The organism is Nocardia carnea NBRC 14403 (assembly GCF_000308515.1).
In the GTDB taxonomy this organism is placed as follows: Bacteria; Actinomycetota; Actinomycetes; order Mycobacteriales; family Mycobacteriaceae; genus Nocardia; species Nocardia carnea.
Genome location: NZ_BAFV01000070.1, coordinates 1 through 22,273, shown reverse-complemented (window position 1 = coordinate 22,273; position 22,273 = coordinate 1). Strand labels below are relative to the sequence as shown.

The following is a 22,273-nucleotide window of genomic DNA, read 5'->3' as shown; positions in this document are numbered from 1 at the left end:
GGGGCCAAAACCCCGCGCGCGCCGGCGCGCCAAAAATACTGTAGGCATGGACTCATGAGTAGTGTTGCCGCGTATGCCATGGCCGGCCCCGATGCCGCGTTCGAGAAGGTCACCATCGAGCGCCGGGCACTCGGTCCGCACGATGTGCTGATCGATATCGCTTATGCCGGGATCTGTCATTCCGATATCCACACCGCGCGCAACGAATGGGGCGGAGCCGGATATCCGTGCGTTCCGGGGCACGAAATCGCCGGTACGGTGGCGGCGGTCGGTTCGGCGGTGAGCCGTCATCAGGTCGGTGACCGGGTGGGTGTCGGTTGTATGGTCGATTCCTGCGGGGTGTGCGAACCGTGCCTCCAGGAGGAGGAACAGTACTGCCTGCGCGGTGCCGTGATGACCTACAACAGCCGCGTCTCCGAAGAGGTGCAGCCCGGCGGGCACACCCTGGGCGGCTACGCCACCCAGATCGTGGTGACCGAGAACTTCGTGCTCGGAATTCCGGAGGGGATCGACCTGTCGGTGGCCGCGCCGCTGCTGTGCGCCGGGATCACCGTGTATTCGCCGCTGCGGCATTGGGGTGCCCGGCCGGGTAAGCGGGTCGCGGTTATCGGAATGGGCGGCCTCGGGCATATGGCCGTGAAGATTGCCGCGGCCCTCGGTGCCGAGGTGACGGTTCTCAGCCATTCCCTGAGCAAACAGGAAGACGGGAAACGATTCGGCGCCCAGCACTACTACGCCACCAGCGATAAACAGATCTTCCGGGAACTGCGCAGCCACTTCGACCTGATCATCAACACCGTTTCCGCCGATCTGCCGATCAACGACTATATGAAACTGCTGCGCCTGGACGGCACGCTCGTCGTGCTGGGGCTGCCGGAGCAGCCACTGGCGGTGCAGCCGAAGGTGCTGGCCGGGCGGCGGCGGTCGCTGTCGGGGTCGATGATCGGCGGTATCGCGCAAACACAGGAAATGCTGAATTTCTGCGCCGCGCACGGAATCGGTGCGGAAATCGAGGTTATTTCCGCGGATGAGATCGACGGTGCCTATGAGCGGGTTGTGGCCAGCGATGTGCGGTACCGGTTCGTGATCGATACCGCGACCATATGATCCCCTGCCCGGAGTGAATTCGGCCGGGCCCGGGCCGCCTGGATCGATCACTGTCGAACAAACTGTGCCGCTCGCGGAGGCCCTTTTCCGCATGTGGAGAAGCCTGTGGAAAACTCCGGCGGGCTTGTGGATGGCCGGGGGTAGTTGTGGATGGATTTCCGAGGGCATTCGATGATCGATACCGCGAATCTATTGATTCGGTGACCGATGGATAACAGCCGGGGTGCGATTTCCGCTCCGGCTTTTTTCGTTTTCCGTACCGGAAAACGACCTGTCAGCGGGTTGTTTTCGCACTCGTCGCCGCGCTCGGCCGGGCACCGTTGTGACGCGGCCGTGACCGTGACCGGCGTCGCGATAACGAATCCACAGGTCAGGCGGCAGGTTGTGCCCAGGTGTCACGCACCCTGTGGATAACTGGGGAAGCCTGTGGATAACTTCTCCACCTGCAGGTCGCCGGGCGGCTCGACCGAATAAATCCTCCCGGCCGCCGCCGACTTGGGAGACACTTGACGGTATGGCTTCGCCCGAACCGAACGTAACCAACGGTGGTGCCGAGTTCAGCGAGGCCCTGAGAGGTTTTGGCCCGTCCCTGCTGTCAGTGCTCGATGCGATGCGGCGCAGCCGCGAGTGTCGAGCGCTGACAGCAGGGACCAAGGGGGGCCGAAACCCGCGCCGACGGAGTCGGCGCAAATAAGCACAGGAGGCTCGTTGGACGACCAGTGGCAGGGCACCGGTCCCGGGCAGCCGGGTGGCGGCGGGCGTGTGCTCGTCACCGTGCTCGCCGTCGTGCTGGCACTCGGGGCTCTTCTGGGATACCGGGGAGAGCTGCCCGGGCTCGCCCGGCCGGGAGCGGAGGTGGCGGTGGCTCCGGCGCGGCCGATGCCGCGGCCGCCGTTGGACGCCGACGATGTCACCCGGGACGTCTCACCTGTTCTGGTGAACATCACCGCCACCACCCGGGCGTTCGGAGCGGCAGCGGCCGGATCGGGGATCGTTCTCACCGGCGACGGCCAGGTGCTGACAAGCCATCATGTGGTGAAGGGCGCGAAAGCGGTCCAGGTCAGCCGGGTCGCCGGCGGGGCGGTGTACAACGCCCAGGTCCTCGGGTACGACGCTCGCGCCGATATTGCGTTGCTATCGCTCACCGGAGCCGCAGGCCTGACAGCCGCCCGGATCGGCAGCTCGTCCGATCTTCGGCTCCAGGACGAGGTCGTGGCGATCGGCAATGCCGGTGGCAGCGGCGCCGCCACCGCCGTCCCGGGCCGGGTCAGTGATCTGGACAGCACGATCATGGCGGTGAACGAACAGGATTTTTCGCGCCAGGCGCTCACCGGAATGCTCGAAATCGAGGCGCCCGTCAGTTCCGGGCAATCGGGCGGTGCGCTGGCCGATCACACCGGTGCGGTGGTCGGCGTGATCGCCGCGGCCTCCGGGGAACAGGACCCACCGCCGGGAGATGCCGCCGATCCACCGAACGGGTACGCCGTCCCGATCGATGCGGCCATGCGGGTCGTACGCCAGATCCGGTCGGGAACGTCCACCGAATCGGTGCATATCGGCCCCGCCGCGACCCTCGGTGTGGTGATCTCCGATGCGAGCCCGCGCGGTGCGCGCATCGATATGGCCATCCCGGGACTACCCGGCCAGAGCGCAGGGCTGGCCAGCGGCGAGATCGTGACCTCGATCGACGGCCGGGCGGTCACCAGCGCCCGTGCCCTGCGCACGGCCATCGATACCCGCCGGCCGGCCGACGTGGTGCGGCTGGGGGTACTGGAAACCGACGGTGACAAGCGGGTCGTCTCGGTGCGGTTGGCGCCCGGATAGAGCCCCGTCCGCGGCCGCCCGGCAATCAGAACAGCGACAGCCAGTAGTCCTGGAAGCGCAGGAACACCAGCACCAGCACCAGCGCGTAGAACACCGCCACGAAGGTCCAGCGCCATTCCGCGACCACCCGCAGGGCCCCGCGGTCGTTACCCCACAGCTGTCCGGTGAGCACCGCGAGCAGCGGGGTGATGATCGCCCAGACAACCATGCAGTACGGGCACAGCGCGTTGATCCGGTACAGGCTCTGGAAGACGAGCCAGCAGATGAACAGTGTGCCCGCCGCCGTACCCAGCCACAGCCCCGCCCAGACCCAGCGGGGCAGGCCGACTCCCGCGACCGAGAGCACCGCCAGCGTGACGGCCACCGAGAACCCGACCACGCCGATGATCGGGTTCGGGAACCCCAGAACCTGCGCCTGATCGGTGACCATCACCGACCCGCAGGACAGCACCGGATTGAGGCTGCACGACGGTACGTACCCGGGCTCGCTGAGCAGTTTGAAATCTTCGACCAGCAGGACCAGCGACGCCACCCAGCCGGCCAGGCCGGTCAGGAGCATGATCCAGGCGGCCCGCGGCGAGGTCGTGATCACCGGCCCGCAGCCGCCTGGATAGCGTCGGCCAAGGGCGCGGTATCGAAACGCTGCTGCTGGTTGAACCGCAGATCTACCTGCTCACCGTTGACGAACACAGTCGGTGTTCCGTCGATCCCTTCGGACAGTGCTTCATCCGACATCGCAGCGACGTAACCTTCATAGGTTCCGTCGGCGATGCACTTGTCCACCGCCGGGTCGGTGTAGCCGACCTCATGAGCTATGGAGATCAGTTCCTCATCCGTCAGACCGGCACCGCGCTCGGGGGGCTGCTTCTGGAACATCACTTCCAGCCAGTCCTGGTACTTGTCGGTGCCGCTGTCGGCTACGCAATAAGACGCGTTCGCGGCCCGGGTGGAGTAGTTGGTGCTCGACATCTGGTCCAGGAAGCCGACGATGTTGTATTCGATCTGCGCACTGCCGTCGGCGACGGACTGGCGCAGCAGCTCGCCGTGATCGGCTTCGAACAGCTGGCAGACCGGGCACTGCATATCGGCGACGATACGCACCGTCGCGGGAGCTTCTGGCTGCCCGATCCGGATGGCGCCGTTATCGGTGGCCGCTGCCGGTACCGCCCCTTCGTAGTCGGAACCGGAGTTGCGCACGGCCAGCCCGATCCCGATCGCGGCAACCAGCGCCACCAGGACCGCGGTGACGCCCACCTGTATCGCGATCTTGCGCTTGCGTTCCGCGCGCTGGGCCGCCGCCAGCGGATTCGGCCGCCCGGGTTTCTTGCTCACCGTGCGTTCACCACGCCTTTCGCTACCTGGATGCCCCACCCGGTGGTAGGCCCGGCGGGGGCGGCCGGGATATCCGGCGCGCCGCCCCCCCATCATTGCCCGGCTTGCTGAGAGTTTCCACAACCCGCCGCGTACGGGCCGGTCACGCCCGCTCGAGGCGCCGTAATTCGGCCGCCGGGTCGAACGTGGCCGCCGGCCAGTTCAGGTCGAGACCGCGCAGGGCTGCGATCAGCAGTTCGGTGACGGCCAGCCGGGCGTACCATTTCGCATCGGCCGGTACCACGTACCAGGGCGCGTGCTCGGTGCCGGTGCGGTCCAGTATCGCCTGGTAGGCCTCCTGGTAGGCGGGCCAGTAGCCACGTTCGTCGATATCGCCGGGGCTGAACTTCCAGTATTTTTCCGGTCGCTGCAGGCGCTGCCGCAGCCTGGCCTTCTGTTCGTCCAGGGAGACGAACAGCGCGACCTTCACCAGCGTCGTACCGCTGTCGACCAGTTCCTGTTCGAACCGGTTGATCTCCGCGTAGCGTCCCTGCCAGACCTCCTCGGGGACCAGTCCGTGCACCCGGGCGACCAGAACGTCCTCGTAGTGCGATCGGTCGAACACCCCGAGCTGCCCACCGCGGGGCAGGGCGCGCCGGATCCGCCACAGGAAGTGGTGTTGTTTCTCCTCCTCGGTGGGCACCCCGAAGGCGGCGTGGTCCACACCCTGCGGGTCCACCGAACCGATCACGTGGCGGACGATGCCGCCTTTGCCGGCAGTATCCATACCCTGCAGGACCAGCAATACGCTGCGACGGTCACCGGAGCGCCCGTTGGCGTAGAGCTTCTCCTGTTCCCCGGCCAGTACCCGGCCGCGTTCGGTGAGCAGCCGTTTACCCGCCTGCTTATCGCCCCGGAAACCGGGACGGGCGGAGGTGTCGAGGTCGGCGATCCGCAGGCCGTCGGCGCGCAGTGCCCGACTCGCGGGTTCGTTCCAGTACTCGGCCATCGGAGCAGTATCACAGGCGGGGCGCTCTGGTGCGGATCCCGGCCAGACCGAGCAGTTTGCCGGCGAATTCGGTATCGCCCACCGGGTCCAGGAGCAGGACGTCGGCGGTGGTCAGCAGATAGCGTCCGTCCCCGCGGATATCCAGCCAGCTGCGATGCCGGGTGGGCGGCGACATCGGATCGTCCGGGGCGACGGTGACGGTGATGAAACCGCGGGAATCCACCGGTTCGCGCAGTGTTTTCCGGAACAGCGCGGCATCACCGGCCGCGCGGCAACCGGGAATCGGCGCATCGGTGAGTACTGCATCCTGTGGTTCGCACAGTGGTCCGTGGGTGCCGCGGCGGGCCGAACCGATCAGCGCGACCAGCCGGTCCCCGAGATCGTGTGCGTGGCACATCTGCACGGTGACCCTGGTGGTGGTGGCGTGTAGGACGGCGGCGTGGTGCTCTATCACGGCGGCGAAGCCGAGAATCTGCTCGGTTTCCGGCGATTCGCCGTTACGGGGGAGCACCGAGCGTTCTCCGGAGAGGGTGACGGCGGTGGCGTCCGGGCGGGCGCAGAGCATGAGCGCGGCTGCCAGATCGGGGTCGGCCTGTCTGGCGAACCGCTGAGGTAATCGCAGGGCGGCCAGTTCGGATTCGGTGCGGACCACACTGGCCGGCGCCAGATTCACCGGGTACGGCCGGCGGTCCAGGCCCGTCTCGGCGGCCCAGACATAAGTGAATTCGTCGGGGGTGAATATCCATTTCACCGGTGTGGGCTCCCACGGTCGGCGCCGGTGGACGTATCGGGGAACCTGGGCACCCGATCCCCGGAAGCCGGGAGTGTGGGGAGGTAGATCGTGGTCATCGCATCCTGCGCGTCGGCGGTCGCGGCAGCCGAGGCGATATCGTGGTCCATCCGGCGCCGGCCGCCGTGGACGGCTTCGGCCGCCGGGTCGTCGAGCGGGCGGTACGGTTGCGGGGCGACCAGAGCGGCCCGCAATGTTTGCGCCGCATCGGAATTGCCAGTCATGATCCGCTGCAGCGCCCGGCAGACATCGTGGGCCGCCTCGCCGGTGCGGATGAAATCCTGGGTGGCCTGCCAGGCGGCGGTCGCGGTATGCCCGGACCAGCCGCCGAATTCCCGGCGCGCGGTATCGGCGAAGGTCGCGAAGGCAGCGGCCACGGCGTCGGCGTTCGATTTCCAGGCCGCTGCCGACGCCCCCAGGGCGGCGGGGTCGAGTACCTCGTGGACCCGGTCCCAGATCTCCTGGTGGGTGAAGCTGCCGAAGCATTCGCGTTCCGGCGCGAAAGGCGGATCCAGTTCGGCGAATTCAGTCATTTCCGTCCCCTTCCGCCTGCGCGGCGACGGCGAGCGCGGCCCGGTTCGCGTGGTCGGCCTCGGCGAGCCGGCCCCCGGCAGCCAGATAGGCCGCTTTGAACCGGAGGGCGGTTTCCTGCAATGCGGTGAGCGTGTCCAGATATTCGACGGCCTTACCGGCGAAACCGGCGGCGAGAGCGTGCCCGGTGGGCAGATCGGGGAAACCGGCGGTACCCGATGCCGCGGCGAGCTGCCGGCCGCCGGCCCGGGCTGCTTCCAGGTCCGCGACGAGCGCATCACAGGCGGCCGCGAGGCGCACGGCGACATCCTCGGTGAGGGTGAAGGAATCCGTGCCCTCGGCCGTCGCCGCGGCGTACAACCGGCGGGCCACACCCTGGCCCAGTTCCGGGAGCGACATCTGGAACCCCCTTCCGGACCGTTGGTACGACCCGTGACTCTACCGACGGGTAGCCCACACTGCCCGCGGAAACATGCCGTGGCGGGGGAACGCACTGTGAAATCGCGCACCGGACAGGGACTTTGCACAATTGTGCGTTCGGACGCAGTCGTCGCTTATCCGACCCCGCTGTTCGAGGTGGCGGACCGTCCGTTGTGCCGCGGTGTATCCGATGCGGGTTTGACCGCGGTGAGATATTGCAGGAACCGGTGTACCTGCTGATCGATATCGGTCAGCCCGGCTGCGGCGAACAGTTCGGGGAAGGTCTGTCCGCCGAACATCCGCAACCCGCTGACTGCCGCGGTGCGGCGGGTCAACTCGCCGAACGCGTTATCCGGCCGGTAGCTGGTGGTGACCGCCAGCCGGCCGCCCGGAGCCAGCACCCGGATCATCTCCCGGGCCGCGACCAGGGGGTCGGGGATCAGGTACAGCGCGCCGAAACAGCAGACGGCATCGAAAGTTCCGTCCGCGAACGGCAGGTACCGGGCGTCACCGCGCACGTAACCCGTTCGCGGCCCGGCATTGTCGGCGAGTGCTCGGGCCAGCATCGGCGGCGAGTAATCGATACCCGTCACATATCCGTCCGGGGGAACGTGTTCGCTGAGATGGCGCGTGAAGTTACCCGGACCGCACGCGATATCCAGCACGCGCCGGGCGGTATCGAGCCGCAGCGAGTCCACCGCGAAGCGGCGATCGGCCCCGGTGCTGCGACCCGAGGCGAGGTAGAACAGCGTGGGCCGCCAGGCCCGCTCGTACACCGCCGCCAGCGCCGGGGCGTTCATCGTGCGCCGGGCGAGGTTCACGACAGCGGCTCCACGTCGATGGTCATTCCCGCGGCCCGCAGGCGTTCGGTCAGGACATCGCCCATGGCGGCGGCCGGGGTGAGGATGCCCGCGATCTCCGGTTTCGGATCGAACGCCAGCGCCAGCCCGCTCTCGCCGAGCAGGACCGCGGTCGCCTTGTACCCCGGGTCACCCTGGCCGGCGAAGGTCGCGAGATAGCGTGCGCCCGAGGTGGTGCGGGTGTAGGTGCGCATCCGGAACCAGCCGTTCTCCCGGGTCCGCTCACCGGGGCCCGTGCCGGGAGCGGGCAGGATCCGGTCCAGCAGGGCACGGCCGGTTCGGAACCGGGACAGCAGGCCACCGGCCGCCATACCTGCCACCACGCCGCCGGAGATACCGGCCGCGACCACGGGTGCCAGCGGCGAATTACCCGCGCCCATGGTTTCGCGGTAACGGAAGTTCTTGCCGTACACCCAGCCGAGCAGGCCGTTGCTGCGGCGCACGATCTTCGTGTTGTGGGCGGCCATGACGAACGTGCCTACCCAGCCGTCCAGACTCGGGTCGATCTCGCGGGCCCGTTCCAGGACGAGATCGGACTGCCGGCCGACATCGGGATCCATGGATTTATCGGGGCTCAGGGAATACGGATGGCTCAGGATCGCGCCCTTGGACTTATCCGCGGCGACGGCTTCCATCATCGCGCGCCCCGAATCGATCGTGCCGCCGCTCACCCCGCCGCGCAGGGTGGCGATGAGCGTCGTATCGCCCAGTTCGCCGGTGTTGTCCGCGACCGTACGCCGGTAGAGCTGGTAGACACTCAGATCCGAAGGCACCGAATCGTAGCCGCAGGAATTCACGATCTTGGCGCCGGTCCGGGCGGCCTCCTCGTGATACGAATCGATCGCTTCCCGGATGAACAGCGGTTCACCGGTCAGGTCCGCGTAATGCGTGCCGGCTTTCGCGCAGGCGGCGACCAACGACATTCCGTAACGCAGATACGGGCCCACCGTGGTGATCACCGCGGTCGTCCGGGCGGCGAGCGCGTCCAGCGAATCCTGGTCTGTACTGTCGGCGACCACCAAACCCCACTCGTGCGCGCCGATCTCGTCGCGAACGGCCGCGAGCTTGTGTTCGGAGCGACCCGCCAGCGCAATACGCGCCGTCGCGGGGGCAGCGCCCAGCAGGTACTGGGCGGTCAGTTTGCCGACAAAGCCGGTGGCGCCGAAAACGACCAGGTCGAATTCACGTGTATCGGTCATGAAATGAACCCCTTGTGGATGTGCTGTCGTGGACGCGGTCAGCTGGTACGGCGCCTACCGCGTTTACGCGGCCGGCGCCGGTCCAGCCATTCTCGGTGGATCCGGCCGAGTTCGGTGACCGGCTCGTCGCCGTACAACCATTCCCGGGCGATCCGATGCCAGTTCGCCGTGGCCTCCAACTGTCCCAGCATCCCGAAGGTCAGGAAATCGGCACGCCGGGAGAACAAATGCTCTGGGGGCAGGTTCTGCTGTTTCATGCCGGTGAATTCGCTCGAACGCGGGTCGACGGCGAGGAGGAACGCGCCGCTGGCCAATTCCGGGGTGATGGTGAGTTCCTGGTCCACCAGGCACCATTCGGACGCCGAGAGCACATACTCGAGGCATTCCTCGACGCCGATCTCATCGGTCGAATCGATGACCCCGCGCTGGACCATCAGATCCCGCAAATCCGCACCGCGATCCTCGGCCGCCGCGCACAGGCAGATCGCCTCGAACCGCACATGCTCCGGATCCATCCGGTTGAACAGCCCGAAATCCAGGAAACCGACGCGGCCGTCTTCGGCGAGCAGGACATTCCCGGGATGCGGGTCGCCACAGAATTCGTTGAATGTGAAAAGCGAGCCCACATAGAAGCGGTAGATGATCTCGCCGACGCGGTCGCGTTCGGCCCGCGGCATGGCACGAACATCCTCGAAGGCCGTTCCGGCCAGATATTCGGTGACCAGCACCCGCTGCGTACTGTGCTCGAGCACCGGCTGCGGCACCACGATGAACGGGTGGCCGGCGTAGAGCGCCGCGATATCGCGCTGGGTTTCGGCCTCGACGTGATAGTCGAGTTCGGATTCCATGTTCAGCCGCAATTCGTCGAGCACCGCGGGGGTCACCCAGGGCATGGCCGACTGCAGGACCCGCCGGAACATGGTCAGATTCTTCAGGTCGGCGCGGACGGCGGCATCGATCCCCGGGTACTGCACCTTCACCGCGACCTGCCGGCCGTCGTGCAACCGGGCCAGATACACCTGCCCGATCGACGCGGCGGCGATGGCCTCCGGTTCGAATTCGGCGAACACCGCGTCCAACGGCTGCCCGTAGTCCTCCTCGATCACCGCGCGCATCGCCTCGAACGACACCGACGGCGCGGCATTACGCAGTACCGCCAGTCGTTTCTGGAAGCGTTCGCGGTGATCCGGCGGGACCAGGTCGAGATCGAGCACCGACATCATCTGGCCCAGCTTCATGGCCACGCCCTTCATGGTGCCCAGCACCATGACCAGCTGTTCGGTACTGCGCAGGATCGATTCCTCGGCCATCCGCGCCCGCACGGCCTCCGAACGGCCGCGCATCGAGAGCCGGGCGCGCTGGGTGCGCACCATCGACCCCGCTGCCACCGCACCCAGTTTGGTGCCGCGGGCCAGCCGGGAAGTCGGCACTTGTTTCGCCATCGAGGTACCTCCGTTGGTGCCGACGCGCGCCCACGGTGGCCGGAGAACTCAGCCGGTTCTCCGCCGCCGCACGGCAATCAGACTAGCCAAACCGGCGGGGTTGTCGAGCCCGGCGAGCCGGGTGGCTCAGACGGCCTGGTCGCCGGAGGGGATCGGCGGCAGCACATGCTCCTGTGCGCCGAACTTGTCGCGTGAACCGCCGGCGCGGGCCATCCCCTCGATGGCGCTCCACACCATCATGGTGAGGTAGTCGATCACTTCGTCGCGATTCATCGACTTGTTGGTGGTCCACCAGTGGGTGGCGAGCTGGATACCGCCGACGATCACATACGACCACAGCATCACCCCCTCGGTCTCGATACCGAGGGCGCTCCCGCGTTCGGTGATGGCCGCCGCCACCACCTCGGCGAACAGCCGCTCGAAATCGGCGAGCGAGGACGGGTCACCGGAGCCGGTGCCCATGATGAACCGGTAGACCTCGGGGTCTTCGTCGACTGCGCCCACATATTCGGCCAGCGCGGAACGCACCAGCTGGTACTCGTCGGCGTCCAAACTGATCGCCCCGTACACCCGGGGCATCAGGGTGATCTCGATGAACCGCTGCATAGCGGCATTGACCAGATCGTTCTTATCGGCGAAATACCGGTACAGGACGGTTTTGGAGACGCCGATCTCGGCGGCGATCTCATCCATTCCGGCGCTACCGCCGCGGGTGCGCACCGCCGCCAGCGTGCCGTCGACGAGTTCCTCCCGCCGATTGATCTTGTGCTGACGCCAGCGGCGTTTCCGCCCATCGGTCCGCGGGGCACGCACCGGCGCCGATCGATCGGCGGGATTCCCGATATCGAGCAGGTCATCGGTGGACAGCGTGGGGCTCCTCGGTCCGTACGGTTCGGTGCCCTCCACTCTAGGCTGTGTTATTTCTACGCGCTGGCGCGCGCGGGGTTTTGGCCCCCCTTGGTCCCTGCTGTCAGCACTCGACACTCGCGGCTGCGCCGCATCGCATCGAGCACTGACAGCAGGGACGGGCCAAAACCTCCAAGGGCCTCGTAAGACTCGGCTGCGCCGCTGGTCACGTTCGGTCCGCAGGGGTGGACCAACCTGGCGCGTCTCGCTGAACTCGGCGCCGCCGCTGGTCGCATCGGGTTCTTCGGAGGCGGACCTCGCGCGTAGGCAGGACTTCGACCTGCGCCACCGGAGCCGCTACCGAACACACAGCAGAATGGAAGCTATGCAGAAAGCGACCGGCAGCAGTGCGGTGCTCGATTCCGCTCCCGCGACTCCCGGCCCCGGCGGTTCGGAGCAACCACCGGGCGTCTTCTCGACACTCACCGATGACGCGGCCAAACGGCGTGACCTGCGGCGGATGAAGGTTGTGGCCACCGGGCTGCTGGCGGTGGCGACCATCATCTACCTGGTGTGCCGCTGGCTGGAGTCACGCGGTGGTGCCGGTGACTGGGTGGGCTATGTGCGGGCCGCGTCGGAAGCGGGGATGGTGGGTGCGCTGGCCGACTGGTTCGCGGTGACGGCGTTGTTCAAGCATCCGCTGGGCCTGCCGATTCCGCATACCGCGATCATCCGGCGTAAGAAAGACCAGCTCGGCGCCAGTCTGGGTAACTTCGTCGGCACCAACTTCCTCTCGCCGGAGGTGGTTACCGCAAAGGTGAACTCCGCCCAGATCCCGTGGCGGGTGGGGCGCTGGATGGCGAATCCGGCCAATGCCGCGCGGGTGGCGGACGAGAGTTCGACGATTCTGCGCGCGGTGGTCGGCGTGCTCCGGGACGAAGACGTGGAGCAGGTGATCGATAACACGATCGTGAAGCGGATCGCCGAACCGCAGTGGGGTCCGCCGATCGGCCGGGTGCTGGCCGAACTGCTGGCCGACAACCGGCAGTTGCCGCTGGTCGACCTGCTGGCCGAGCGTGCGCACCAGTGGGCGCTGGGGAGTCAGGAGACGGTCGACCGGATCGTCATGGGGGAGGCGCCGCAGTGGGCGCCGAAGTTCGTGAACGTGCTCCTCTCGGAGAAGGTGTACCGCGAGCTGGTCGAATTCACCTGGAAGGTGCGCTCGACCCCGGATCACGAGGTCCGGCTGGCCGCGAACCGGTTCCTCGAGGAGTTCGCCCACGATCTGCAGTACGACGAGGCGATGATCGCCAAGGCGGAGCGGATCAAGACCCAGATCATGGGGCGGGAGGAGATCACCGGCCTGGCCGAGGCCACATGGCGGGCCGCCAAACGGCTGATCCTGGAATCCGCCGACGATCCGGACAGCACGTTGCGCCGGAAGGTGGCGGAGAACGTGCAGCAGCTCGGTGAGCGGCTGCGCGACGATACCGATGCCCGCGCCAAGGTGGACGGGTGGATCGAACGCGGCGCCCGCTATCTGGCCGCCAACTACGCCGACGAGATCGCCACCATCGTCAGCGATACCGTCGCCCGCTGGGATGCGGAGGAGGCCAGTAAGAAGATCGAGGTCCAGGTGGGTCGTGACCTGCAGTTCATCCGGATCAACGGCACTGTGGTGGGCAGTCTCGCGGGCCTGTTGATCTACACGGTCTCGCATCTGATGTTCGGCGGATGACGCCGGCGCAGGAGTGCCCGAAAACCTGCTAGCAGAAGTGCTTGCAATTGCTAGCACCCTGTTCTATCGTTGCGTACGTACAAGCCAGAAGGTGAGTAATGGCCGAAGAGCCCCACGTTTCCGCTCAGTACACCGACGATCCGGCGGCCACCGCCGGCGCCGGCGACAAGGCAGCCCGCGTGGTGAACGCGGCGCAGGACATCGGCGGGTTCATCCGGGCGCAACGTGAGGCCGCGCAGGTCTCGCTGCGTCAGCTCGCCCAGCTGGCAGGGGTCAGCAACCCGTATCTCAGCCAGATCGAGCGCGGTTTGCGAAACCCCTCCGCCGAAGTGCTCACGCAGATCGCCAAGGCGCTGCGGGTCTCTTCGGAAGTGTTGTACGTGCGCGCCGGCTACCTAGAGCAGCGGGCGCACAGTCCCGTCCGGGATGCCCTGCTGGCCGATTCCGCGATCAGCGAGCGGCAGAAGCAGGTGCTCCTGGACATCTACGAATCGTTCCGCCGGGAGAACGGGCCGGAGGAAACGATCGCCCGGGACAGCGTTGTTCCACCACCGAACACCGATGCTCCGCCACGCCAGGAGAACGATAAATGACCGAGAAGAACACCACTGTGAAACCGCTGTTCGCCACCGTCGGTGCCACGGACGCCGTCTACACCGCTGTTCTCGATGCGGTGACCCAGGTGCGGGAACGCGCCACCGACGTCAACGGCCGTGTCGACGAGGCCCGCGAGCGGTTCGCCGGTCTGCCCGCCGATGTGCAGACCCAGTTCGAGCAGATCCGTGCGCGGCTTTCCGAGCTGCCCTCGGAACTGCCGGAGGATCTGGCCGAGCTGCGCGAGAAGTTCACCTCCGAGGAACTGCGCAAACTGGCCGAGCAGTACTACCGCCAGGTAGTCGACATCTACTCCGATCTGGCCGTCCGCGGTGAGGAAACCGTGGAGCGGCTGCGCGCGAACCATCTGGTCGAAGAGCAGGTGGGCCGGGTCGAGAACCTGTACAAGGACGCCAGTGGCCGGGCCGAGGAAGTAATCGACCGGTTTTCGGGCCTGATCGCCCGGCCCGGCAAGGCGCCGGCAGCGGACGCGCCGGTGGTGGAGGCCGAGGCTCCGTCCGCACCCGACGTCGTCGACGCCGAAGTGGTGGAACCGGCCCCCGCGCCCGAGCCCGCTCCGGCGCCGGAACCGGTGAAGAAGGCACCCGCGGCCAAGAAGGCCGCCGCGAAGAAGACGCCGGCCAAGAAAGCCGCCCCGAAGTCGGTCTGACCTGCCGATGTGGGCTCGCGCCCCCGTGCACCTGTGGTGCGCGGGGGCGCTGCTCCTATCATGGTGGGGTGCAGCAGGTGTATGGCTTGACCGCTTGGATCATGGCCGCGCTGTGGCTACTGGCAATCAGCGCGACTGTGTTCGCGCTGGTGCATGCCGTGCGCCAGCGTTCCGACGCGTTCACCGCGGTCGACAAACTGACGAAACCGATTTGGCTGGGCATTCTCGGCGTGGCCGTGCTGCTGTTGATGCTGCCTCCGCTTCGGCTGGGGCTACTGAGTTTCGTCGCCATCATCGCGACCGGTATCTATCTCGCCGATGTGCGGCCGAAGGTGGACGAGGTTCAGCGCGGTCCGCGCTGGTAGCGCGATATCTCGGTCCCCGCTGGTGGCGGGGTGTCTCGATCTTTCACAACTGGTGGCCGGTGCCGGTCCGGCCGGTATTCGGCGCGCCTGTCGGGCGTCTTCCGGGGTTGCCGTGTCCGGCTGGCGAGGTGTGCTCCTGCGCGTTACTGTGTCAGTTGGTAACACAAAGGAGTGTCGATGCGTGCGATGATGTCGGAGCGCTGGAGCGCCCTCGCCCATCAGATCGATGGAATCTTCGAGGTGCACCGGGCCGGCCTGCGCAGCCGTGGCGGATACCGCAACCCCGCGCTCAACCCGCCGAGCGCGGAACATCAGGTCATCGATGTGCGGGCCGCCGACGGAGCCCGGCTGCGCGTGCACGCCTACGGTCCGGAAGACGCGCAGCCCATGGTGTTGATCCACGGCTGGACCTGCTGTCTCGAATACTGGAACCCGCAGATCAACGCCTTCGCCGGCGAATACCGGGTGATCGCCTTCGATCTGCGTGGACACGGGGAGAGCGAATTCGGCCATCCCGATCAACTGGACTGTCACCTGCTCGCCGACGATCTCTGCGCGGTCCTCGACGCCGTACTGCGGCCGGGGCAGCGGGCGGTGGTGGTCGGGCACAGCCTCGGCGCGATGACGGTGCAGGCGTGGGCGGGTAAGTATCCGCAGCGGGTGCTCGATCAGGCCGCGGCGGTGGTGCTGGCCAATACCGGCCCGTATGCCCTGGTGGACGAGACCACTGTGGTGCCGTTCTTCAACCGGCCGCTACCGCTGCTGAACCGGAAGGTGCCGCTGCCGATGTGGCTCGGGCGGGGCGGTCTGAGTGCCCGGATCGTCTTCCCGCCGATCGCACCTGTCCGCTGGGTGTTCGCACGGCAGATCATGAGCTTGGACGCCGAACCGGAAACCATCGACTTCGGGCTGAATATCGCGCGATCCTGCCGCTCCTGGGTGCGGTCGGAATTCGGCCGGCTGCTGGCGGAGATGGATCTCGGCGACGCCGCCCGTCAACTGATGGTGCCGACCACCGTCGTCGCGGGCACCGCCGACGATATGACGCCGGCCGTCCACGCCGAACAAATCGCGGAGTGGCTACGGGAATCGGGCAACCTTGCCCGGTTCGTGCTGCTGCCCACCGGGCATCTGGGCACTGTGGAAGCGATCGATCGCTTCAACGAGATCCTCGGTGAGGTGCTCGCCTCGGTGCGCGCGCCCGCCGAAGCCGTGGGCTGACTGCGCAACCGGCGGCAGAGCGCTCAGGAGAACACGACGGTGCGCTTACCGTGCACCAGCACCCGGCTCTCCAGATGCCAGCGCAGCCCGCGAGCCAGCACCACCCGTTCGATATCGCGCCCCTGGCGGACCATATCGTTCACCCCGTCGGCATGATCGACACGGATCACGTCCTGTTCGATGATCGGGCCCGCATCCAGTTCCGCCGTCACATAGTGGCAGGTGGCGCCGATCAGTTTGACGCCGCGTACGAAGGCCTGATGGTAGGGGCGGGCGCCGACGAAGGACGGCAGGAAACTGTGGTGGATATTGATCGCCCGGCCGGCCCAGTGGTCGCACAGTCGTTCCGGTAGCACCTGCATGAACCGGGCGAGCACCACCGCGTCGGGGTCGTGTTTGTCCACCAGTTCGCGGACCTGCTCGAAAGCCGGGCCGCGTTCGGCCGGATCCTTGGGGAAGGGCACATGATGGAACGGGATACCGTGCGCCTCGGTCATGGCGGCCAGATCCAGATGGTTACCGATCACCGCCTCGATCGTGGCGGGCAGTTCCCCCGAGGTCGCGCGCCCGAGCAGATCGTGCAGACAGTGACCTTCCTTGCTGACCAGGACCACCGCCCGCCGGCGGACTCCCGAATCGTGCACCTGCCATTCGGTGTCCGGGCCGAGCTCATCGGCGATCTGCCCGAACCGCTCCCGCAGTTCCTCGACCCCGAACGGCACGGTCGAGGCCTTGATGGACTGTCTGGTGAAGAACCAGCCGGTTTCGAGATCGGAGTGATAACCGGCCTCGAGGATGGAGCCGCCGAACTCGGCGATGAACGAGGTGATGGCGGCGATGATGCCCGGGCGGTCGAGGCAGCCCAGGGTCAGCACATATCGGCGATCGTCGGACACGGCGGAAACCATGAGGTGAGCCTAGCCAAGTCGTTCGACGCTGCCTCGGCGCGCGGGCCGCAACTGTGACCGGCTGCGCTCAGAGGGCGTAGAAGGGATCGGCATAGCGGAATTCGCCGAGGATCTGGGAGTCGTAGGCGGTCAGCGGGCGCACCTGGAAATGACTGGCCCACTCGGGCCGGTCGGGGGTGATGCCGAGGCGTTCGGCCGGCTGGAAGCCGAATCGCGGGTAGTAGTCCAGACTGCCGAGCAGGCCGATGAGAGGTTCGTCGAGGGCGTCGGCGGCGCCGAGCACGGCATGCATGAGCGCGGAACCGATACCGCTGTGGTGCCGGTCGGCAAGCACCCCGACCGGGCCCAGCGCGAGCACCGGGAACGGGCCCACCGTGGCCCGGGTGACACAGACATGGCCGACCACCGTATCGCCGGCCACCGCCACCATGGACAGTGTCGGAATCCAGCCGGGATCGCTGCGCAATTCCTCCATGAGCGCCACTTCGGGCGGATCCTGCGCGCCACCTCCGCCGGATGTGGCGTACTGGGCAGCGAACGCGCTGCGGTGTACGGCGGCCACAGCGGCGGTATCGACGCCACGTTCGCGACGGATCAGCAACGTCGTCCTCTCCTATGGGCCCGATTGCGATACGAGTGTTCCCGACGGGCCGGAGGCCCGCAACGGAATTCGGACCGGGTGTGCCAGACTCTCGTGCCATGGCCGATTCCGTATCGCTGACCCGGTCCGAGGTGGCCGCAATGATCGACCACACGCTGCTCGCCCCGGAAGCGACCAGCGCGGATGTTACCGCCCTGGTGGCCGAGGCCCGGGAGCTCGGCGTGTACGCGGTATGCGTTTCGCCGGCCATGCTGCCGGTGCGGGCGCCGGGCGTGGTGGTGGCCACCGTCGCGGGATTTCCGTCCGGGAAACACCATTCGCTGATCAAGGGGGCCGAGGCCCGGCTCGCGGTGGATCAGGGGGCGGCGGAGGTCGATATGGTCATCGATATCGGCGCGGCGGTCGCCGGCGATTATGCCGCCGTACTTGCCGATATCATCGTGGTCCGCGAGGCGATCGACCAGCGGGCGGTACTGAAGGTGATCATCGAATCGGCCGCACTCACCGACGAAGCGATCGTCGAGGTGTGCCGGGCCGCCGAACAGGCCGGCGCCGATTTCGTGAAAACCTCCACCGGCTTCCACCCCGCCGGGGGTGCCGACCCTCATGCAGTCCGTTTGATGGCCGAAACCGTCGGCGGCCGCCTCGGAATCAAAGCCAGCGGTGGCATCCGCACCGCCGAAGCCGCGGCCGAACTGATCACCGCCGGCGCCACCCGCCTAGGACTTTCTCGCAGCCGAGCGGTCCTGGACGGCCTTCCCGAATAAGCACGGCGCTGCCGAAGCCACACTCAGCAGGAAGTGCTGCCCTCGGGCGGCGCCGGCAACTCCGCCTGCCCACCCTTCAGGTCGATTTCGACACCGTTATCGGTGACCCGCAGCTCCGTCGGCTCCAGGCCCAGCGGGTAGACCTGCATACTCTCGGTCATCAGGTTCACCACCCCCTCGGCCAGATCCTCCGGCACCCCGATCCCCAGGAACTGCGCCTGCCCGACCTCCAGCTGTACTTTCCCGTCGACGATCTGCGGCGTGATCTGGAGTTCGCCCAGCCCGCCCAGGACCGCCATGGTGAGTTTCCCGGAGTCCGGATCGGACCGGACCTCGCTGACGAGGCCCTTCAGCGTCTGGGTCATTCCCTCGTTGCTCCAGCTGACGTCGGCGTTCGAGCTGCCGATCGTGCTACCGCTGTTACTGCCCTCGGGCATCTGGATATCGTGGAATTGCGCATGTACCTGCATATCGACCGCGGGGCCGAATTCGGCTCCCTCGCTGTCGACGTCCATCCGCGAAACCTGCCCGTCCACCATGGTGACGAGTAGTGGTTTGGCGCCGAAGCCGACGTTGATCTGCGAGCCCATCTCTTTCTCGAACTGGCTGCTGATACAGCTCGCGATCCGGTGCCGCGCATAGGCTTCACCGCCGATGAGCGCGGCGGCCACCAGTACGGCGGCGGTGATCACGGCGATGACCGCGGTCCGGCGACTGACCTTCGGTACCGACAGGCTCTTGGTGGGCATGCACGCGATTGTTCCGCATTATTCTGTGCCGGCTCTGAGGCCCGGGTGTGGGCAGATGGTGAACGTGGCGACGTCAGCGGCGGTCGGGTGGTCGAATTTGTGAGATGGAGCACACGACGTGGCCCGCATGTCAGGAAGGCGCGACGGTGGTCCAGGGGACGGTGAGGATGTTGTCGCGCATCCGGCGGCGCCGGTCGTGGACGGGCCAGCCCTGTTCACGCAGCAGTTCGGCGGCGGCGCGCCAGCGGATCCGCGGGCCGAATACGGCCAGCGGTGCGGTATGTGCCCAGGCCAGATCGGCCGCCGACAGCAGTGCATGGATACGTTCGCCGGGGATATTGCGGTGGATGAGTGCTTTGGGGAGCCGTTCGGCGAGGTCGGACGGGCGTTCGACGGTCAGCGGGTCCCAGGCCAGCGTGAGGCTCCGCGGGCCGGACCCGTCGAGAAGGACCCAGGTGCAGCGCCGGCCGAGTTCGTCGCAGGTCCCCTCGACCAGCAGCCCGCCCGGTGCCAGTCCTGACAGGATCGTCGCCCAGGCCTCGGCGACTGCCGATTCCGGATATTGGCGCAGCACGTTGAATGCGCGCACGAGGTTCGGTCGCAGGCCCGCCAATTCGAAGCCGCCGCGGGCGAATCGCACGCCGTCGCGGGCAGGTACGACCCGGCCCGGGTCGATTTCCAGGCCCACCACCCGGATATCGGGGCGGACGGTGCGCAGGCGCGCGGCCAGTTCCAGCGTGGTCCACGGTTGCGCGCCGTAGCCGAGATCCACGACGAGCGGGTCGGCGGCGCGGTGCAGTACACCGTTGATCTGTGGATCGTGGACGAGCCGGCGGTCACTGCGGCGGAGCCGGTTCGTTCCGGTGGTACCCCGGGTGACCGTGCCGAGGGGGATGGTCAGAGTTTTCGGTCGTCCAGCCACTGCTGGGTCACTTCGGCCTCGGCGCGGAACAGATCGACCAGATTCACCAGCATCAGCTGTTCCAGCCGCGGCCCCATCATCGGGATGAACACCTTCGCATTCGAGGAGATACGCATGGTGCAGCCGGTATCGGTCGGGAACAGGCGCATGGTCCCGGTGAGGCTGCCGGGGCCGGCCGGGATGGAAGCGGAGTAGGTGCCCTCGACCTCCGGGCCGAACGGGCCGTAGCTCTCTTTACGGGTGATGACCATATCTTTGCGCATCACCGTCTGCGCGACCTCGGGCAGCATTTCGCGGGGCAGGATATGGTGCAGCACCACGTCGATCCCGTCCTCGCTCGCATCGATCGAGACCACCTCGTTGGGCGAGTACTTCCGCATTTCGACCATCCGGGCTTCCCAGTAATCCCGGTTCGTCAGCGCCGCGTACACCTCTTTGGTGGTGTGCAGCGGGTAGCGGGCGGAATAGTCCAGTCGGCGAGCCATGCGCGGTAGGTTACCGTCCGGTTGCACCGGTGCGGCCCGGAGGCCGGGCAGCCGCCGCTACCCCTGTTCGGCGATCCAGCCGTTGGTGAACTCGGTCTCCTCGGCCAGCAGTTCGGTGAGACGTTCCCCGATGGCCTCCTCGATCTTGCGACCGAACAGCGGGACCTTCACCTCGATCGACCCGGAGATCTCGGCGACGGCGCCGGTGGGCTCGTCGGTGGCGGTGATGGTGCCGCGCACCTCCGCGGGCGCGCCCTCGACCCGGGCCTCGAAACTACCGGTGGTCCCGGACCACAGTTCGGTGCGCGGAATCATCAGATCGCCCGGATGCACGGCGGTGATGGCGGGCGGCAGCAGATCGGCCGGAATGGACTGCACGACCTCGATACGAACCTGTTCGCCGTCCAGTTCCAGGGAAACGAACCGGGCGCCCGGCCCGCCCACCGCGGCGATACGTTCCTGCCAGTACTTCTCGGTGCGGAACGCTTCGCGCACCGCGGCAACCGGGTGAGAGTAGCGAGCCGTGTACGCCAGCGCTGTAGCCATGACCGAACACGCTACCGTCTGGTCGTGCGAACTTCTCGGGTTGTCCCCGCGGACGAACTACGGCAGCTGCTGGCCGGAACGGGTGCGCTGGTGCGTTCCGCGGTGCCGCTGGCGGAGCTGACGACGCTGCGGGTCGGGGGCCGGGCCACGATCGCCGAATGCGCCGGTACCGATGCCCTGGTGGCGGCCGTCCGTGCGCTGGACGCGGCCGGGGTTCCGGTGCTGCTGCTCGCCGGCGGATCCAATCTGCTCGTCTCCGACGAGGAGGTGCCCGGGGTGGTGGTCCGGATCGCGACCGAGGGCGTCGAACTCGCAGCCGATTCGGTGACTGCGGATGCGGGTGCGAATTGGGACGCGGTGGTCGCGAAGACCGTGCGCGCCGGGTTCGGGGGGCTGGAATGCCTATCGGGGATTCCGGGGTCGGCCGGGGCCACGCCGGTACAGAACGTCGGTGCGTACGGCGTGGAGGTCGCGGATCTGCTGCGCCGGGTGCGGTTGCTGGACCGGGTGAGCGGCGAAATCCACTGGGTCGAACCCGGTGACCTCGGGTTCGGGTATCGGACGAGCCGGCTCAAACACCGATCCGACGCGGTGGTGCTGGCGGTGGAGTTCGTCCTCGATCCCTCCGGGGCCAGTGCTCCGCTGCGCTATCGGGAGCTTGCGCAACGGTTGGGCGCAGCGGAAGGCGAGAGCCGTCCGGCGGCCGCCGTCCGCGAAACGGTTCTCGGCCTGCGCGCCGGGAAAGGGATGGTGCTCGATCCCGCCGACCACGACACCTGGAGCGCCGGCTCCTTCTTCACCAACCCCGTGATCGCCCACAACCGGGTGGACCGGGTGCGCGCCACGATCCGCGACCAGCTCGGCGAGGTGAAGGTCCCCGAATTTCCCGCCGACAACGGGGTGAAATTCTCCGCCGGCTGGCTGATCGAACGCGCCGGGTTCGCCAAGGGCTTCCCGGGCCCGGATGCCGCCGCCCGGCTGTCGACCAAACACACGCTGGCCCTCACCAACCGCGGCGCGGCCACCGCGGCCGATATCGTCGCGCTCGCTCGCACCGTGCGCGATGGCGTGGCCGACCGGTTCGGCGTAACCCTGACACCGGAACCGGTAACGGTCGGCGTGGAAATCTGACGCCCACCGGCCGGCCTACGCGCGAGCGGGAACTGCCCCGCTGCGCGCCTGCCGAGCGGTCAGCTACGCCGTGCGAAGCGGCCGGGGTCCGCCTGGTCGCGGGGTTTGACGATGATCTGGTCGAGATTCACGTGCGGGGGCCGGCTCGCGGCGAAGGCGACGATTTCGGCGATGTCCTGGGCGACGAGCGGGTCGATACCTTCGTAGACCTTCGCGGCGCGCGCGGCGTCACCGTCG

At 67.4% G+C, this 22,273-nt stretch carries 25 protein-coding genes and 1 pseudogene; 9 read left to right on the top strand and 17 right to left on the bottom strand.

The genetic code is table 11. From position 1 onward, the window contains the following. Positions 1-54 precede the first annotated feature (54 nt). Together ON22_RS24100 and ON22_RS24095 are read left to right on the top strand one after the other, a co-directional pair. Positions 55-1,107 (top strand): NAD(P)-dependent alcohol dehydrogenase, encoded by a 1,053-nt coding sequence (locus ON22_RS24100; RefSeq protein ID WP_033246334.1) that lies wholly within the window; start codon positions 55-57, stop codon positions 1,105-1,107. 708 nt (positions 1,108-1,815) lie between these two features. Next, complete coding sequence (locus ON22_RS24095) at positions 1,816-2,931, top strand: S1C family serine protease (RefSeq protein ID WP_033246333.1); 1,116 nt, start codon at positions 1,816-1,818, stop codon at positions 2,929-2,931. A gap of 25 nt (positions 2,932-2,956) precedes the next feature. Here the strand turns inward: ON22_RS24095 and ON22_RS24090 are convergent, their stop codons facing one another. The 10 genes from ON22_RS24090 to ON22_RS24045 form a co-directional block, all read right to left on the bottom strand. Beyond that, complete coding sequence (locus tag ON22_RS24090; protein ID WP_174375628.1) at positions 2,957-3,523, bottom strand: vitamin K epoxide reductase family protein; 567 nt, start codon at positions 3,521-3,523, stop codon at positions 2,957-2,959. Then, positions 3,520-4,263 carry a DsbA family protein gene (locus tag ON22_RS24085; protein ID WP_033246332.1) on the bottom strand — a complete coding sequence of 248 codons (744 nt, stop codon included), beginning with the start codon at positions 4,261-4,263 and terminating at the stop codon, positions 3,520-3,522. Before ON22_RS24085 ends, ON22_RS24090 begins: the two co-directional genes overlap by 4 nt. Positions 4,264-4,405: 142 nt before the next feature. After that, on the bottom strand, positions 4,406-5,251 hold the full coding sequence (locus ON22_RS24080; RefSeq protein ID WP_033246331.1) for a polyphosphate kinase 2 family protein: 846 nt from the start codon (positions 5,249-5,251) through the stop codon (positions 4,406-4,408). 10 nt (positions 5,252-5,261) lie between these two features. After that, entirely contained in the window at positions 5,262-6,002 is a 741-nt protein-coding gene (locus tag ON22_RS24075) for an ESX secretion-associated protein EspG (protein ID WP_033246330.1), read from the bottom strand. Further along, complete coding sequence (locus tag ON22_RS24070; protein WP_033246329.1) at positions 5,999-6,574, bottom strand: hypothetical protein; 576 nt, start codon at positions 6,572-6,574, stop codon at positions 5,999-6,001. Before ON22_RS24070 ends, ON22_RS24075 begins: the two co-directional genes overlap by 4 nt. After that, positions 6,567-6,971, bottom strand: coding sequence for a hypothetical protein (locus ON22_RS24065; RefSeq protein WP_033246328.1), 405 nt, complete (start codon positions 6,969-6,971; stop codon positions 6,567-6,569). The genes ON22_RS24070 and ON22_RS24065 overlap by 8 nt, the downstream gene beginning before the upstream one ends. A 155-nt stretch (positions 6,972-7,126) precedes the next feature. After that, positions 7,127-7,813, bottom strand: a complete 687-nt coding sequence (locus ON22_RS24060; protein WP_051158019.1) for a methyltransferase domain-containing protein — start codon at positions 7,811-7,813, stop codon at positions 7,127-7,129. Beyond that, positions 7,810-9,051 carry a saccharopine dehydrogenase family protein gene (locus ON22_RS24055; RefSeq protein ID WP_033246327.1) on the bottom strand — a complete coding sequence of 414 codons (1,242 nt, stop codon included), beginning with the start codon at positions 9,049-9,051 and terminating at the stop codon, positions 7,810-7,812. Before ON22_RS24055 ends, ON22_RS24060 begins: the two co-directional genes overlap by 4 nt. A gap of 38 nt (positions 9,052-9,089) precedes the next feature. Then, a complete protein-coding gene (locus ON22_RS24050; RefSeq protein ID WP_033246326.1) occupies positions 9,090-10,493 on the bottom strand; it encodes an ABC1 kinase family protein in 1,404 nt (467 codons plus the stop codon). A 126-nt stretch (positions 10,494-10,619) separates the two neighbouring features. Next, positions 10,620-11,306, bottom strand: coding sequence for a TetR/AcrR family transcriptional regulator (locus ON22_RS24045; RefSeq protein ID WP_081595813.1), 687 nt, complete (start codon positions 11,304-11,306; stop codon positions 10,620-10,622). A gap of 418 nt (positions 11,307-11,724) precedes the next feature. On the opposite strand from ON22_RS24045, the gene ON22_RS24040 reads away from it, so the two are divergent. From ON22_RS24040 to ON22_RS24020, 5 genes are all read left to right on the top strand, one after another. Next, a complete protein-coding gene (locus tag ON22_RS24040) occupies positions 11,725-13,077 on the top strand; it encodes a DUF445 domain-containing protein (protein ID WP_086007800.1) in 1,353 nt (450 codons plus the stop codon). Positions 13,078-13,175: 98 nt separating this feature from the next. After that, positions 13,176-13,670, top strand: coding sequence for a helix-turn-helix domain-containing protein (locus ON22_RS24035; RefSeq protein WP_033246324.1), 495 nt, complete (start codon positions 13,176-13,178; stop codon positions 13,668-13,670). Continuing rightward, positions 13,667-14,341, top strand: coding sequence for a hypothetical protein (locus ON22_RS24030; protein WP_033246323.1), 675 nt, complete (start codon positions 13,667-13,669; stop codon positions 14,339-14,341). The genes ON22_RS24035 and ON22_RS24030 overlap by 4 nt, the downstream gene beginning before the upstream one ends. A 68-nt stretch (positions 14,342-14,409) precedes the next feature. Further along, on the top strand, positions 14,410-14,706 hold the full coding sequence (locus ON22_RS24025) for a DUF2516 family protein (RefSeq protein WP_033246322.1): 297 nt from the start codon (positions 14,410-14,412) through the stop codon (positions 14,704-14,706). Between the two features lie 177 nt (positions 14,707-14,883). Then, the gene (locus ON22_RS24020) at positions 14,884-15,927 is read left to right on the top strand and encodes an alpha/beta fold hydrolase (RefSeq protein WP_033246321.1); all 1,044 of its coding nucleotides are present in this window, start codon (positions 14,884-14,886) and stop codon (positions 15,925-15,927) included. Between the two features lie 23 nt (positions 15,928-15,950). On the opposite strand, the gene purU is transcribed toward ON22_RS24020, so the two are convergent. Both purU and ON22_RS24010 read right to left on the bottom strand, forming a co-directional pair. After that, complete coding sequence (purU, locus tag ON22_RS24015) at positions 15,951-16,835, bottom strand: formyltetrahydrofolate deformylase (RefSeq protein ID WP_033246320.1); 885 nt, start codon at positions 16,833-16,835, stop codon at positions 15,951-15,953. A 67-nt stretch (positions 16,836-16,902) separates the two neighbouring features. Further along, positions 16,903-17,436, bottom strand: coding sequence for a GNAT family N-acetyltransferase (locus ON22_RS24010; protein ID WP_033246319.1), 534 nt, complete (start codon positions 17,434-17,436; stop codon positions 16,903-16,905). Between the two features lie 98 nt (positions 17,437-17,534). On the opposite strand from ON22_RS24010, the gene deoC reads away from it, so the two are divergent. Further along, a complete protein-coding gene (gene deoC / locus ON22_RS24005; RefSeq protein ID WP_033246318.1) occupies positions 17,535-18,203 on the top strand; it encodes a deoxyribose-phosphate aldolase in 669 nt (222 codons plus the stop codon). Positions 18,204-18,226: 23 nt separating this feature from the next. Here deoC and ON22_RS24000 read toward each other — a convergent pair whose 3' ends face one another. The 4 genes from ON22_RS24000 to ON22_RS23985 form a co-directional block, all read right to left on the bottom strand. Beyond that, positions 18,227-18,952, bottom strand: coding sequence for an LmeA family phospholipid-binding protein (locus ON22_RS24000; protein ID WP_033246317.1), 726 nt, complete (start codon positions 18,950-18,952; stop codon positions 18,227-18,229). Between the two features lie 130 nt (positions 18,953-19,082). Continuing rightward, entirely contained in the window at positions 19,083-19,874 is a 792-nt protein-coding gene (locus ON22_RS23995) for a methylase (protein WP_033246316.1), read from the bottom strand. Next, positions 19,850-20,359: a DUF2505 domain-containing protein gene (locus ON22_RS23990; RefSeq protein ID WP_033246315.1), complete on the bottom strand. Its 510-nt coding sequence runs from the start codon at positions 20,357-20,359 to the stop codon at positions 19,850-19,852. The genes ON22_RS23995 and ON22_RS23990 overlap by 25 nt, the downstream gene beginning before the upstream one ends. A gap of 57 nt (positions 20,360-20,416) precedes the next feature. Further along, positions 20,417-20,905, bottom strand: coding sequence for a DUF2505 domain-containing protein (locus ON22_RS23985; RefSeq protein WP_033246314.1), 489 nt, complete (start codon positions 20,903-20,905; stop codon positions 20,417-20,419). A 90-nt stretch (positions 20,906-20,995) separates the two neighbouring features. Between ON22_RS23985 and ON22_RS23980 the strand changes: the two genes are divergently transcribed. Beyond that, entirely contained in the window at positions 20,996-22,036 is a 1,041-nt protein-coding gene (locus ON22_RS23980; RefSeq protein WP_086007803.1) for a UDP-N-acetylmuramate dehydrogenase, read from the top strand. Between the two features lie 59 nt (positions 22,037-22,095). On the opposite strand, the pseudogene ON22_RS38130 reads toward ON22_RS23980, so the two are convergent. Continuing rightward, positions 22,096-22,273: pseudogene (locus ON22_RS38130) on the bottom strand (SDR family oxidoreductase); the annotation flags it as partial.